The organism is Sinomicrobium weinanense (assembly GCF_018863395.1).
Lineage (GTDB): Bacteria > Bacteroidota > Bacteroidia > Flavobacteriales > Flavobacteriaceae > Sinomicrobium > Sinomicrobium weinanense.
The window spans coordinates 281,744-295,343 of record NZ_JAHKRR010000004.1 but is presented as its reverse complement, the minus strand read 5'-3'; the positions used below and the strand labels follow the sequence as shown (position 1 = coordinate 295,343).

General features: G+C 44.7%; 14 protein-coding genes and 1 tRNA gene. 4 read left to right on the top strand and 11 right to left on the bottom strand.

The features are described 5' to 3' along the window. The first annotated feature begins 45 nt into the window (after positions 1-45). Positions 46-1,509: an RNA polymerase factor sigma-54 gene (rpoN, locus tag KN811_RS13595; protein ID WP_187963685.1), complete on the top strand. Its 1,464-nt coding sequence runs from the start codon at positions 46-48 to the stop codon at positions 1,507-1,509. Positions 1,510-1,590: 81 nt separating this feature from the next. Next, positions 1,591-2,193: a hypothetical protein gene (locus tag KN811_RS13590; protein WP_187963684.1), complete on the top strand. Its 603-nt coding sequence runs from the start codon at positions 1,591-1,593 to the stop codon at positions 2,191-2,193. Between the two features lie 3 nt (positions 2,194-2,196). Here KN811_RS13590 and KN811_RS13585 read toward each other — a convergent pair whose 3' ends face one another. The 9 genes from KN811_RS13585 to KN811_RS13545 form a co-directional block, all read right to left on the bottom strand. Beyond that, positions 2,197-2,913, bottom strand: coding sequence for a porin family protein (locus KN811_RS13585; RefSeq protein ID WP_187963683.1), 717 nt, complete (start codon positions 2,911-2,913; stop codon positions 2,197-2,199). Between the two features lie 188 nt (positions 2,914-3,101). After that, positions 3,102-3,587 (bottom strand): ExbD/TolR family protein, encoded by a 486-nt coding sequence (locus KN811_RS13580; protein WP_187963682.1) that lies wholly within the window; start codon positions 3,585-3,587, stop codon positions 3,102-3,104. A 10-nt stretch (positions 3,588-3,597) separates the two neighbouring features. Next, positions 3,598-4,215 (bottom strand): ExbD/TolR family protein, encoded by a 618-nt coding sequence (locus tag KN811_RS13575; protein WP_187963681.1) that lies wholly within the window; start codon positions 4,213-4,215, stop codon positions 3,598-3,600. Positions 4,216-4,224: 9 nt separating this feature from the next. Continuing rightward, positions 4,225-4,653, bottom strand: coding sequence for a hypothetical protein (locus KN811_RS13570; protein WP_187963680.1), 429 nt, complete (start codon positions 4,651-4,653; stop codon positions 4,225-4,227). 21 nt (positions 4,654-4,674) lie between these two features. After that, positions 4,675-5,481 (bottom strand): MotA/TolQ/ExbB proton channel family protein, encoded by an 807-nt coding sequence (locus KN811_RS13565; RefSeq protein ID WP_187963679.1) that lies wholly within the window; start codon positions 5,479-5,481, stop codon positions 4,675-4,677. Between the two features lie 234 nt (positions 5,482-5,715). After that, a tRNA-Ser gene (locus KN811_RS13560) sits at positions 5,716-5,803 on the bottom strand. Positions 5,804-5,992: 189 nt separating this feature from the next. Further along, positions 5,993-7,021, bottom strand: coding sequence for an asparaginase (locus KN811_RS13555; protein WP_187963678.1), 1,029 nt, complete (start codon positions 7,019-7,021; stop codon positions 5,993-5,995). Positions 7,022-7,141: 120 nt separating this feature from the next. After that, complete coding sequence (locus KN811_RS13550) at positions 7,142-8,275, bottom strand: 1-acyl-sn-glycerol-3-phosphate acyltransferase (protein WP_247716500.1); 1,134 nt, start codon at positions 8,273-8,275, stop codon at positions 7,142-7,144. A 282-nt stretch (positions 8,276-8,557) separates the two neighbouring features. Continuing rightward, positions 8,558-9,325: a TatD family hydrolase gene (locus KN811_RS13545; protein ID WP_187963676.1), complete on the bottom strand. Its 768-nt coding sequence runs from the start codon at positions 9,323-9,325 to the stop codon at positions 8,558-8,560. A 207-nt stretch (positions 9,326-9,532) separates the two neighbouring features. Between KN811_RS13545 and KN811_RS13540 the strand changes: the two genes are divergently transcribed. Both KN811_RS13540 and KN811_RS13535 read left to right on the top strand, forming a co-directional pair. Then, positions 9,533-10,009, top strand: a complete 477-nt coding sequence (locus KN811_RS13540) for a retropepsin-like aspartic protease family protein (protein WP_187963675.1) — start codon at positions 9,533-9,535, stop codon at positions 10,007-10,009. Between the two features lie 314 nt (positions 10,010-10,323). Beyond that, positions 10,324-11,034, top strand: coding sequence for a LexA family transcriptional regulator (locus KN811_RS13535; protein WP_187963674.1), 711 nt, complete (start codon positions 10,324-10,326; stop codon positions 11,032-11,034). A 66-nt stretch (positions 11,035-11,100) separates the two neighbouring features. Here KN811_RS13535 and KN811_RS13530 read toward each other — a convergent pair whose 3' ends face one another. Together KN811_RS13530 and KN811_RS13525 are read right to left on the bottom strand one after the other, a co-directional pair. Further along, positions 11,101-12,171 (bottom strand): alanine racemase, encoded by a 1,071-nt coding sequence (locus KN811_RS13530; protein WP_187963673.1) that lies wholly within the window; start codon positions 12,169-12,171, stop codon positions 11,101-11,103. Positions 12,172-12,173: 2 nt separating this feature from the next. After that, positions 12,174-13,598 carry a sodium:solute symporter family protein gene (locus KN811_RS13525; RefSeq protein ID WP_187963672.1) on the bottom strand — a complete coding sequence of 475 codons (1,425 nt, stop codon included), beginning with the start codon at positions 13,596-13,598 and terminating at the stop codon, positions 12,174-12,176. Between the last annotated feature and the right edge of the window lie 2 nt (positions 13,599-13,600).

Here is a 13,600-nt window from a genome sequence, read left to right as displayed (position 1 = left end):
TTTTCGATTATTTTTGCAATATAAGTCAGGAGTAATCGAATACAGATGCTGAAACAACAGTTACAGTTTAAATTATCACAAAAGCTATCACCTCAACAGATCCAGTTGATGAAGCTGATCCAATTGCCTACACAGGCTTTTGAACAGCGCCTTAAACAGGAAATAGAGGAAAACCCCGCACTGGAAAGCGGTAAGGAGGAAGACTTGTCTGCATATGATGATGACATGAATGATACTTTTGAAGATGATTATAACGACAGGGATAAGATAGAAGCGGAAGACATCAATGTTGACGAGTACCTGAGTGACGACGAAATACCGGAATACAGGCTCCAGGCCAATAACTACAGTGCCGATGACGAGGAAAAGACCGTGCCTTATGCTGCCGGAACTTCTTTTCACCAACACCTGGTCAACCAGCTAAACACTTACAGCCTCAACGACAACCAGCGCGACATTGCCGAATTTCTCGTGGGTAGTGTGGACGAAACAGGTTATATAAGGCGTTCCCTGGAAGACATCATGGACGACCTGGCTTTTACCCAGAACGTCTATACCGAGGAAGATACCATAGAAAAAGTACTCCGGATCGTCCAGCAACTGGACCCGGCCGGAGTTGGTGCGCGGGACCTCAAGGAATGCCTGCTCATTCAGCTCAAACGAAAGGAAGCCACACCGGAGATAAAACTGGCCATAAACATACTGGAAAGGTCTTTCGAACAATTTACCAAGAAGCACTATAAAAAACTGCTGCAAAAACACCATATCTCGGAGGAAGAGCTGAAAGAAGCCATACACGAAATTGAAAAGCTAAACCCCAAGCCCGGCAGTTCATATTCCGGAAATAACCGTATCGTAGAGCACGTGGTCCCTGATTTTACGATCCGTATTATCGATGGCGAACTGGAACTGTCGCTCAACGGAAGAAACGCTCCTCAACTGCATGTTTCCAGGGAATACAGCAATATGTTACAGGGGTATAAAGATTCCAGGGAAAAATCCAGATCGCAAAAGGATGCGGTCCAGTTCATCAAGCAAAAGCTCGATGCTGCCAAGTGGTTCATCGAAGCGATTAAACAACGTCAGGAAACACTCTTCGTTACGATGAATGCCATTATGCACTACCAGGAAGAATACTTCCTTACGGGGGATGAGCGGAAGCTGAGGCCCATGATCCTCAAGGATATTGCAGACGGCATTGGGATGGATGTATCCACGGTGTCCAGGGTAGCCAACAGCAAATATGTAGACACGCCCTACGGCACTAAACTCATCAAGGATTTCTTTTCAGAAGCCATGAAGAACGAGCAGGGAGAGGACGTATCTACCAGGGAGATCAAAAAGATACTGGAAAATATTATCGAGGAAGAGGACAAAAAAACCCCGCTGACCGACGATAAACTGGCAATACTCCTGAAAGAAAAAGGCTATCCCATCGCCAGGAGGACCATTGCCAAGTATCGCGAACAACTGGATATTCCTGTGGCGAGACTGCGAAAACAGATATAAAAGAGATGGACCACGCAAGGGCAAAAATGGTTTTTTCACTCCCTCCCGGTCTTTTTTGCCATTCCAAACCCACAGTCGTATATGTATTTTTTAAGATCATTCAGCTACCTCTTTCATCCGCTTTTCATGCCTTTTGCGGGAACAGCGATCTATTATATCATCTTCCCCGGATATCAGCCTCAAGCGGTAGAAAAAAGCGTTATTATCCCTGTACTGATCCTTACACTCATAGTACCGATCGTGCTTTATTTTTTACTCCGGAATATGGGATGGGTCCGATCTCATGAACTTTCGGGGGTAGAAGAGCGGAAAGCCCCCTTGTTTGTAGCTATCCCCATAACCTGTATCATCACGGCATATATTGTTCCCAGAACATTCTCCCCGGAGTTACACTATTTCTTCCTGGGCATATTAATAGCTCTGTTTGCTTGTCTTTTTCTTGTTTTCCTAAAGGTAAAAGCCAGCATTCATATGATGGGCATTGCAGGGCTGACCACATTTGTGACGGAACTTGGCATTCATTTCCGGCTGAACATCACCCTGCTTCTTGTCCTTCTTATACTCGCCGTAGGAGCCGTGGCTTCGTCCAGGCTATACATCCGCGCCCATAACACGAAGGAAATAATTCTGGGGATCCTGCTGGGTGTACTCCCACAAGTGCTGGTTTTTCCGTATTGGTTCTAAACCTCAGAGGGCATAAAAGATTATACCTATCTTCAGGGAACTCATGTCCAGGCTTTCTCCCGTATCGGTCTCCGTATCGCCCTTAAAGAGCTTTCCAAGCCCATAATAGGCATAAAAATTCCAGGTATTGTACCCCACACTTAAATGAAGGCCTGCCTGAAACCGTGAAATATCGTCATTGGTGAACCTGGTCTTATTATCGGCAATAAATTTATACCGGTTTGCAAAGACATACCCCAGTTTAATCCCGGTATAGACACGCCAGAATTTATAGGAATCGGCAGTAGAGGTACGCCAGCGAAATTCTATCGGCATCTCTATAAGATGGGTGTCAACCTTATTTCGTTTATAATCGACGGAATCGGGGATCACGCGATAACCCGACCCTCCTTCCCCTTCGAAGAACTGCAGGTTGTGGAAATGCACATTATACGCATACCCTATTCCAATACCGAGGGCTATATTTCTTCTTTTGTTCAGGGGCATATCTTTGACAACCCCGAGCTGTATTCCTCTCGACAGATTATTTTGTTTTACATCAGACGGCCTGTTCAGCAATATATTGTAGGTCGCCCCGATATAAACCTGGTCTTCCTTGTATTTATCATCTCTTTTTTCCTCCTGCAATACTGTGGTATCTGCAGTAATTTCTTCCTGGGAGTATATATTCCACGAATAGAGGCCAAAGGTAATGAGCACTATGTACAGGCGAACTTTCATACACATCATATATTTCTAACAAATATAGTTTATTTCGGCCTTATGCTTTTGGCATATATGCAGCCCGTTACAACAAAGTCTCTCTCCTTCCGGAGTCCTTTGCCTCCGGAAAGCGTCCGGACCAAAAACAAAAAGCCGGCACGTAAAACGGCCGGCTTTTGCAAAATATAAGTTTTAAGAAATGAGGGTCATTCCAGGTTCCTCATTGCATCACCTTCCTTGGTTGTGTAGTTCACTTTCAAGGCATTTACTTTCCTGAGTTCCTGTTTTATATCGGATATCAGGCCCATATTAGTCTCTTTATCCACTTTCAGGGCGGTGGTCATTAAAGGTTGTAATTCCTGTCTCATCTCCGCTCTTTCTGCCAAGATATAAGGGGCAACCTCATCTACACCAGCAAACTTATCATTCAACTGAATTCTTGCCGCTGTACCGTATTTGTCCTGATATCTGGGATGCGGTTTCCCGGCATAGATATAAACCACAGTATTATCTTTTTTATCAAGCCTTTGTACCTGGTCTGCTGTAGGCAGAACATTCTCGACCATAAGCTCATCATCTTTCATTACTGTAACGGTCATAAAGAAAAACAACAACATAAATACGATATCCGGCAACGAAGCCGTAGATACAGCTGGTAATTCGCCACTTTTCTTTTTTGTGAATTTTGCCATAATAGTATTTTTAGTTTTTCTTAGGTTCAGCTTCAGACAACAGCTGCGGATACATTTTCTGGACCCGTTCTACTTTTGGCCTCAACTTATCCTTTTCTTCATCAGTAGTTTTCGGATCTTTGTACACCCTTTGCATTTCGGTAAAATCCGTTTTATACAATTGCTGTGCTGCCCGGTTTCTCAACTCGTTATAAGCTGCTACCAATTCATTCTGAACGGCTATATACGTGCTATACTTGGTTTGCCTGTCGTTCTGAAGAGAGATAATCGCTTTCTCGGGATGAACGGATGACTCCGAGTCCTTCGCTCCCTGGCAATAATCGCAGGTCTCTCCTTTATCGTTTGCCCCTGCTCCATTATCGATGAAGTCCATGGCAACCTGGCGAAGATCCTTTAACTCGGTCAACTCTTCATTGACCATCAGTTGATTATTCTTGTTAATCAACACTTGCAACAGGTTTCTCTCTTTGATGATAACATCTTCTTCCGGCGGTTCATCAGGCGGTAACTTACGGTCCAGCCCGGAGTCTGTCTCAATGGTGGTGGTCACCAGAAAGAAGATCAGGAGCAGGAATGCGATGTCCGCCATTGAACCGGCGTTTACTTCCGGTATTCCTCTTCTTGCCATAATTCTTAGTTACCTGATTAATATTTTTTTAATGCTGGAAAATACCAGCGAAATGACTGCCACGGCAGCCAGTATGTAAAAAGCGATCAATCCACCTCCAACTAACCTGGATGTATTGGCCGTTGCCAATACGCTGCCGTCAGCTGTTTTCACCTCGCTTCCGGTAGCCAGTGCATAACTCACTACGAGTATCAGTGCAAAAACTACCAATGAGATGAGCATTTCCTTGATCTTGTGATGCGAGAGCAAGCTCTTTATACTAAATAACACAGTAAGGACAATAGCTATGCCAAACAGCACATAAGAAACGATAAACATCAGGTTTACATTAGAGTTTGTCGCCGCCACATCTACCGGCACATCTCCACTGGGCAGCAAGAACCACAGTATCGCGCCGATCACCCCAGCTATGATTAATAAAATCTTATATATTTTCATAATTCTTCTTTAATCCGGTTATTACTTCTTGTGAGCTACCAACAGGTCGATCAATGAGATGGAAGCCTCTTCCATATCATTTACTATACTATCGATTTTTGCGATGATATAGTTGTAGAATATCTGCAGGATAATAGCCACAATAAGACCGAATACGGTAGTCAACAGTGCTACCTGAATGTCTGCGGCGATCAGGGAAGCGTCCAATCCACCGGCTGCACTAATCTTGTCAAAGGCCTGGATCATACCGATTACCGTACCCATGAACCCGAGCATCGGGGCTACGGCAATAAACAGAGAAACCCAAGATACATTCTTTTCTAACTGTCCCATCTGAACACCTCCGTAGGCCACAACCGCTTTTTCTGCAGCTTCTGCACCTTCATCTGCCCTTTCCAGGCCTTGATAGAAGATAGAGGCAACGGGGCCTTTAGTGTTTCTGCACACTTCTTTTGCGGCTTCTACTCCTCCTGATGACAATGCTTCTTCCACTTTAGAGGTGAGTTTTCTGGTGTTTGTAGTAGAAAGGTTAAGGAAAATAATCCTTTCAATGGCAACTGCCAGACCGAGTATCAAACACAGCAATACGATACCCATAAAACTTGCACCACCCTTAATAAAGTATTCTTTCAATACCTGGTGGAAAGGCTTGCTATCTTCAGCAGTAGCAGCGGCATCGTCTTGAACAAAAGCAGCAGCATCGTCTACAGGAGCAACAATTTCCGAAACATTTTCAGATACAACAGGAGCAAGATCCTTTGCTTCCGTCGTCGTTGCATTAAAAGCCATCAATCCGGCAACAGCCAGAATAGAGAATAATCTTTTCATTTCTTTTAAACTTAAATTTTGTTAGTTAATAGGGTTAAAGATATAAAATTTTTACAATTAATGAATTTGTAATAAAGAAAGGAAAACTCTCCCCGTTTTCACTTCCCGAGCTCCGTTACCGGAAAACAAATAGATTTTTTAAGAACTTCATTGCCGTTTTGATAATTATAATTCACAAAAAGGACAAATATTGTCAGATTGTCAAAACAGGTGTGATCTATCTATTGTCTTTTGCAGAGAGGAAGGGATTCGAACCCTCGATACGGTTTTGCCGTATACACACTTTCCAGGCGTGCGCCTTCGACCACTCGGCCACCTCTCTGTATTATTAACTAACGTCGAATTGTTGAATATCAAATTGCGAAGTTTTTCCAGATCTTTCTTCAACAACACTTCTGCATTCAACCCTGGTTATTCAACGTTCATTATTCGAAAAAATTACTTCTATAATTTTCTTCGGGGTGCCAAATAACGAATTTTTTTTTAGTTGATAAAATTTCTATCGTTATTTTTAATGTATTTCTCCCCTCAAAGGTGTTTCGAACACAGTTTTAAACATTTTTTTGTCGATCCCACCTCCCAAAAGATACATGAGCTTAGCTATCGCCGCCTCTGTGGTCATGTCCTTTCCATTAATAACCCCCAGCTTCTGAAGGTAGGTGCTGGTCTCATATTTCCCCATGAGCACACTGCCACCGGAGCACTGTGTAACATTGACCACAAATATCCCCTTTTTTATTGCCTTTTCCACAAGGTTGCAAAACCACGTTTCCGTCGGTGCATTTCCGGCTCCGTAAGTTTCCAAGATCACTGCTTTTAGCCCGGGGCTGTTAAAAGTACCCTCCAGCACATTTTCACTTATTCCGGGGAACAGTTTCACCACTGCTATACGATTGTCCAATTGCTTATGTACCCGTAGCTTTTTTCCCCGGTTGGGCTTTAACAGACATTCTTCGTTTATCTTTAAATGCACCCCGCTTTCGGCCAGGGACGGATAATTCAGGGAAGCAAAGGCCTCGAAGTGTTCTGCGTTTATCTTTGTGGTACGGTTGGCCCTGTATAGTTTATATTCGAAATACAGACAAACCTCCGCCACCCTGGGCCTGCCTTTTTCCTGTAATGCCGCGATCTGTATCGAGGTAATCAGGTTTTCTTTGGCATCGGTCCGGAGATCACCTATGGGTAATTGCGAGCCTGTGAGTATAACGGGTTTTGTAAGGTTTTCGAGCATAAAACTCAATGCAGCCCCGGTATAGCTCATGGTATCACTGCCGTGCAACACTACGAAACCGTCAAAAGCGTCGTAATTGTCTTCTATGATCTCTGCGATCTGCACCCAGCAATCCGGATTCATATTGGACGAATCTATGGGCTCACTGAACGAAACCGTTTTTATATTACAGTCCAGGTGTGACAACTCGGGGATCCGCTTTAACAGCTTGTCAAAGTCAAAAGCTCGTAGCGCCCCGGTTTTATAGTCTTTGATCATACCGATCGTTCCTCCGGTATATATGAGGAGGATGTCTGATCTTTTACCCATTCTGCAGCACAGTTTTACAGTTTCGTCTATATTTGTTTTCGGAAAATCGGTGATTTAATTAGTGTACAAGGAGGTTTTTGTTGCTCACCTTCCTGCACTTTATGCCTTCAGGCAGGTTAGTTAGTCCTCTTCATATTTCATCCGGTTCACCACGGGATTGGCATACATGGCGAGAAAATTCTGCCGGGCCACATGATTTCCTTCCCCTACTCTTCGCTCCAGCCTTCTTTCGAATTGCCGCTTTTCTTTTTCGTTGTACTTGTCTGCATATTTCGCAGTGCCGTTCAACAGGTCATAAGCGAGGTAATTGGTGGGCCACAGCCGGTAGTTTTTATGGATTTGCTCGTCAATGTGATCGGCAAGCATCTGAAACTGCCTGTTTATCGGTTCATTCCTGTTCTTTATTTCATCCAGTTCGGTATCCAGGACATCTCCGATTTTTATACAGATACGTTTTTTTTGTCCCAGGGCTCCCTTTAAAATGGAATTAAAGTCTTCGTTACTGGTCTTCACATATTCGAGGTCGTAATGCCTGGCCATCAGTTCGGGCATTTTCAGCAGGTCGGTCGGGTCGTATTCATAGGAGATGGACACCGGAGCGATCCGCAGCTTCTTAAAATAGTCCATGATCTCCTCTTCATCGCTGGCCAGTGCGAGCATCTTAAGCACACCCTGTTGTGTCTGGTCGTTACCATCCTTTGTTCTTCCTTCTCGCTGGGCGATCCATACCGATCGGTTCTCGTCCTTCAAAAGATGCCGTATGTACCCCGATACGTTCCTGGAACTCTCCAACATTTCGCGGGGAGACAAACCTCTCTGTATCAAAAAATTCCTCACCAGCTTGGAAAGTGCCAGCAGGAAAGGTTTCTTAACCAGATTATCCCCTATGGCCGATGCCGTCATGACCAGGTGGTTCTCTAACAAGGCCACATTGAGAAGGGAAGTATCCATAACAATATCGCGGTGATTGGATATAAAAAGGTAGGATGTGTCCGGTTTAAGTTTTTCAAAACCGGAGGTAAAAAAGCCTTCCGAACTTTTTTCAAGCACGTTCTTTACGCTTTGATATATTACCTTAGCCTGAAAATCGCTTACGGAATTGCAGGAGGCGAGTATCTCCCCTATTTCTTCTTGCGACTTGTCCGGAAAAGTAAAATAAAGCAACGCACGGATCATTGGATGATCCTTGTGCTCTTCCAGAGCTCCTCTTACCTCACTGTCCAGATAGGGACGAATTTCTTTATAATTATCCAAATGATCAATCTTTATAGAATGGCCTAATCTCCACGATGACAAGACAATGAAAAAAACAGCACCATTAAAATCGTGAACAACAACCATCTATGGCCGGCAACAAATTTAAGCACATAGAGCAAATGAACAAAAATTTATTGACTTTACCGTTTGTAAGGGATTTAAAATTCCGGACAAACACATCATAAAATCATAATTTATGGGCTGAAGGTTGCAGGTTACAAGTTGCAGGTTGCTGATTTTAATTCAACCCGCAACCTGCAACTCCGGATACCAAACCTTTTACACCCCAAAAACCGCTCTGGAATTTTGTGTGGTGATCTCCGCCACTTCTTCGGGGGACATCCCGTAAATTTCACTCAGCTTCTGCAAAACGTTAACAATATATGCGCTTTCATTACGCTTGCCCCTGTACGGCACCGGGGCCAGGTAGGGCGCATCGGTCTCCAGCACAATATGTTTTATATCCACTTCATCCAGGAACCGGTCTATCCTGCCGTTCTTAAAGGTCACCACTCCGCCTATGCCCAGTTTCATATTGTAGGAAACCGCCTGACCGGCCTGTTCGCGATTGCCTGTAAAACAGTGAAAGATACCGAAAAGGTCATCGCCTTTTTCTTCTTCGAGAATATCAAAAACCTCATCAAAAGCCTCCCTGCAATGTATTACTATGGGGAGCATATGCTCTTTAGCCAGTTGTATCTGCCACCGGAATGCATCCTGTTGCTGTTTTATATAACTTTTGTCCCAGTAAAGATCTATCCCTATCTCCCCTATGGCATAGTATTTATGCCGGGAGAGCAACTCTTTTACATGGTTCAGTTCGTCCCGGTAATTTTCCCTGACATGGGTGGGGTGCAAACCGGCCATCAGGAAAATACGGTCGGGATAATCCTTTTCGAGTTGCAACATCCTTTCTGTATAGGAAGAATCGATAGCGGGAATAAAAAATCGCTCTACACCCGCCCCCAGGGCACGTTGTATCATCTCGTCCCGGTCTTCATCAAAAGATTCGCTATATAAATGTGTATGGGTATCGGTAATTATCATGAGGCAAAAATAAAAACATTAAAACTATCTTTGCACATCCTTCGACTTTAGTTTATCCTGAGTTTAACCGAAGGACTCAGGAGCCAAAAAACCGAAAAGCAACAACCAGACATCAACACAACACATTTATTACAAGCGTATTACAACGATAAAACAACAAAAACCCCAAAGTAAAATCGCCTTCAAAATTTTGAAATAAAAAAATACATGAAAAATTTAAAGACCTTCCTTCGCGAAAAAGGTTTTGTACGGGTACCCCTGGTACTCACCAACACTAATCACTTTGAAATAAAGGCGGAAATCAACGGTATCGAAGGCCGTTTTATACTCGATACCGGGGCCTCCAGCACCTGTGTAGGAACGGATTGCATAGCACATTTTAACCTCAGCTCAGAAGACTCGGAGGTGAAAGCCGCCGGGGCGGGAGCTAACAATATGGATACCCGGATCTCCAAAAAGAACAGCCTTTCCATCGGTTCCTGGAGCAAAAAGAAAGTGAAACTGGTCTTGTTTAACCTGTCTCACGTCAACGAGGCCCTGGTGCAGCACGATTCCCTTCCGGTCCATGGTATTATCGGGGCCGATGTTCTGAAAAAAGCAAAGGCCATTATCGATTACGACAAAAAATGCGTCTACCTGAAAAAAAGCCGCAATAAGAAGAACGGAACAACTGCACAGACATAAAGGTCATTGACCTGGAATTGATTGAGTTTTATGGATATTCACAGGGATTCCCAGAGGCTTTCCAGTGAGAAGAAGATACGACCGAAAATCAACATCGAGACACTGCAAATCACCACAAAACAACATCGCGAAAAAACACTTTCCCGGCCTACAAGTGGCAAAAAATAATTATCTTTGAAAAGCCCCCTGCATCTTTCCGCCTGCTTAGGCGCATTTCTAAACACCAAATAATTAACCTGAATATCATTTCACTGTCCCTTTACCCATGGGAATGAATCAGTGATATGATCTCTTAAATTCAAACAACCCATCCTATGAATGTTATTTCCGTGTCAGAAAAGAAAAAGAAGCATCCGGTCGAAACAGAGACAGTATTGCAAAGACTGAAAGATCGTCTGGGCATCCGGACCAATGTCGAATTATCCGACATCCTGGATATAAAGCCCAACACCCTTTCTACCTGGAAGAAAAGGAACACACTCGATTACAAGAGGATCCTAAACGTCTGCCATACCTACAGGCTGGACATTAACCGATTGTTTTTCAATCACAACACTCCCCCGTCTCCCAGATCAGGGAGAGAAAAAAGGGGCTTTTTCGTAGTTCCCAGGGAAGAATACTACCCGTACGTGACCAATTACCGGGATCCATCTTACATCAACACGCTCCCGAGGTTTGACTTTCCCTTTGTTTCCGGCAGTAAGGTCCGCGCTTTCCAGATCGTGGGTTCGGGGATGTCTCCCCGGCTCAAAGACGGAGATTTTGTCGTCGGGGAATATGTCGAGAATACCGATGCTATTACAGACCATTATATATATGTATTGGTGAGCAAGGTAAAAGGAATCTTTATCAATAGAGTGAAACAAGATCCTGAATCGCCCGGTTTTCTCCTTCTTATCAACGACAGAAAACAGGTTTCCCCTGGCGTCAGGATGTCTGCAGACGAGATTGTGGAATTATGGAAAATAAATTCTGTATTCTCTCTCGACCTCATCGGGGAGCGCGGCAAGAGCAAAGTGCTGTAAGTGTACACTCCCGGAGCCTGTTAGCACTACCGGAAAAGGACGATTTGAATATGCAGTAAACAGGCTCTAGTCCAGCCGCTTTTCGATATACTTGGAATTGAGAAGGCGAAGGGCTCCCATGTAGTTGATGTGAAAGGGCACCATATCTCCTGCCTTGATATTATGCTTATTCGTCCCCACATCCAATACGATCATGTCGGAGCTCCCTCCTTCCAGGTGATATTCTTCGTAAAGGGGTCTTATATTATCGATCTCTATATCCAGTATCCCGATATCAACCAGCACCCGGACACTGGTCTCAGAATAGTCTTCTATTTCAAAAACCGGGGTTTCACCGGCCACATTAGACCCTACATACCCGGTGGGATTGATCGGTTTTTCCATCACCTCCAGCACTTCGGCATAGAGCATAAAAACATCCTGTTTCATCCCTTCCATGGACGAATCGTCAAACAAATTGTTTCCAAAGAACAGGCTTTCCCCTATCCGGAAGTGATTAACGCCTTCGGGCACCAGGTTTTTGAGCAATAGTGGCAGGGTTACCGAAGTGCCCAGCGACACCCAGGGGATCTTTTTGTTGAACTTCGCCTCCACGAGCTGTTCGTATAAACTCAACTGAATGAGCTTATCGTGAGATGGCATAATGCCGTTGAGACAATTCAGATTGGCCCCGATCCCCATGACTTCCACAGCTTCCAGATCGAACACCCTGGCGTAGAAATCCACAAAATCTTCCCGCATCACCCCCTCGCGAAGGTCCCCCATTTCTATCATAATAACGATCTGATGCACCTTACCCGCTTTCTGTGCATACCGGTTTATCATCTCAATGGTTTCGAACTGGGTGTTAAAGGAAATGTCTGCTACTTTGATCAGTTTTTCCACATGGCGTTGTGGCGGGGGTTTAATATATCCTGTCTTGATCTTCGGATTGATCTTTTTCACCATCTCAAGGTTGCTCAACCGGGAATCGAAAATACAATCGGGATGTAATTTAATCACCTGCTCCAGGAAGAGTTTGCTTCCGCACAACACTTTGGTCACTACCCCCCAATCCTTACCGTGGCTTTTAAAGAGCTCGTCTAAAAACAGAAAGTTATGTTTCAGTGCACGTGTATTCAGTTTGAGATATGCCATGGTTACTTTGCTTGACTGTTAACCGCCAGAAAAACTATGGCGGATAAAGTGATCCCCACGATGATCGGGTCAAAACCAAACGGAATGGGAATACTATCAAATATACTAAAAGTCAGCGTACCGACACCTCCTGCGAGCATGGCCGCCAACGCTGCCGCAGGTTTCACTTTTTTGGCAAACAACATGCCGAGAACGGGAACAAAAAGGCCCGATACCATAAAAGCATAAGAATTCAGCATCAGGGTCAGTACATTTTGCATCTGGTAAGCGAGAAGAATGGCCAGCACACCGATGATGAGGGTGATCGCTTGTGATACCCGGATCACATTCTTGTCTGTACTCTTCAACCCCAGGATATCGGTGACAAAATTGCCTGAAGCCGCCATCAGGCAACTATCTGCCGTAGACATGATCGCCGAGAAATAGGCCGACATCATCAGCCCTGTCAATCCCACCGGGAGTATGGAGCGCAATAGCAGTGGTAGTCCCATTTCCGAATCGGTTTCGGCCATGATACTGCCCGAGGCAAAGCCATATTCGGCAAACATCCCGGCATCTGCCGCGACACGGGCAAACACTCCCAGCAACACCCCCATAAAAGCCATCACCGGATATTCGAACAAACCGGCAATATACCAGGCCCTTTTGGCCGTTCTTTCATCTTTACAGGAAAATATGCGTTGATAGAGCGTCATCCCTATAAACCATATAGGCACTATCGTTATCAGCCAGTTGATGAACTGCACCCCTGTGAGGTTGGTAAAGCTCAGAAAATCGTCCGGCAGGCTTTCTCTTATGACTGACATGCCTCCTAGCTTTATATAGGCCATGGGAATCCCGATGCAAATAAGGCCTCCCATAAGGAGCAGCCATTGAAAAGTATCGGTATAGATCACGGCTTTTATACCTCCGGCGACAGTATAGACCACGGCCACCACTCCCATAATGATCAGGGCATTCTCCATGCTAAGGGCCGGAAAAGTACCTGTTGCCAGTTTGGCACCTGCCAGGAGTTGAGAAGAAGTAAAACCGAGATAGCCTACAAAAGAAATGATCCCGGCCAGAAAAGCCACATGTTGCCCGTAGAACTGCCGTAACAGTTGTGGAAAGGTGAGCAGCTTGTGCATATGCCCCATCTTTATCACCTTGGGGATGAGGAATACCGACGCTAGCCACGCCCCTACAAGTCCGGTGAAAAGCATCCAGGAGCCGGATATCCCCATCACAAAACCCAGGCCGCCCAGGCCTATGGAAAAACCACCTCCCACATCGGTGGCCACTACGGAGAGCCCCACGTGAAAACTGCTCATATTCCGTCCGCCCACATAATAGTCTTCATTGCTTTCGTTTTTGAGATAGTAATACCACCCCACGATCATGACTCCTATGATGTAGGCACAGAAAATAGCGATATCAATGAAACTCATGT

Excerpts from the sequence above, each read along its gene's own strand:
- KN811_RS13540 (WP_187963675.1), top strand. The coding sequence starts at position 9,533 with ATGAAAAATTTAAAGACCTTCCTTCGCGAAAAAGGTTTTGTACGGGTA.
- KN811_RS13535 (WP_187963674.1), top strand. The coding sequence starts at position 10,324 with ATGAATGTTATTTCCGTGTCAGAAAAGAAAAAGAAGCATCCGGTCGAA.
- KN811_RS13525 (WP_187963672.1), bottom strand. The coding sequence starts at position 13,598 with ATGAGTTTCATTGATATCGCTATTTTCTGTGCCTACATCATAGGAGTC.
- KN811_RS13570 (WP_187963680.1), bottom strand. The coding sequence starts at position 4,653 with ATGAAAATATATAAGATTTTATTAATCATAGCTGGGGTGATCGGCGCG.
- KN811_RS13545 (WP_187963676.1), bottom strand. The coding sequence starts at position 9,325 with ATGATAATTACCGATACCCATACACATTTATATAGCGAATCTTTTGAT.
- KN811_RS13585 (WP_187963683.1), bottom strand. The coding sequence starts at position 2,913 with ATGAAAGTTCGCCTGTACATAGTGCTCATTACCTTTGGCCTCTATTCG.
- KN811_RS13575 (WP_187963681.1), bottom strand. The coding sequence starts at position 4,215 with ATGGCAAGAAGAGGAATACCGGAAGTAAACGCCGGTTCAATGGCGGAC.
- KN811_RS13565 (WP_187963679.1), bottom strand. The coding sequence starts at position 5,481 with ATGAAAAGATTATTCTCTATTCTGGCTGTTGCCGGATTGATGGCTTTT.
- rpoN (WP_187963685.1), top strand. The coding sequence starts at position 46 with ATGCTGAAACAACAGTTACAGTTTAAATTATCACAAAAGCTATCACCT.
- KN811_RS13555 (WP_187963678.1), bottom strand. The coding sequence starts at position 7,021 with ATGGGTAAAAGATCAGACATCCTCCTCATATATACCGGAGGAACGATC.
- KN811_RS13580 (WP_187963682.1), bottom strand. The coding sequence starts at position 3,587 with ATGGCAAAATTCACAAAAAAGAAAAGTGGCGAATTACCAGCTGTATCT.
- KN811_RS13530 (WP_187963673.1), bottom strand. The coding sequence starts at position 12,171 with ATGGCATATCTCAAACTGAATACACGTGCACTGAAACATAACTTTCTG.
- KN811_RS13590 (WP_187963684.1), top strand. The coding sequence starts at position 1,591 with ATGTATTTTTTAAGATCATTCAGCTACCTCTTTCATCCGCTTTTCATG.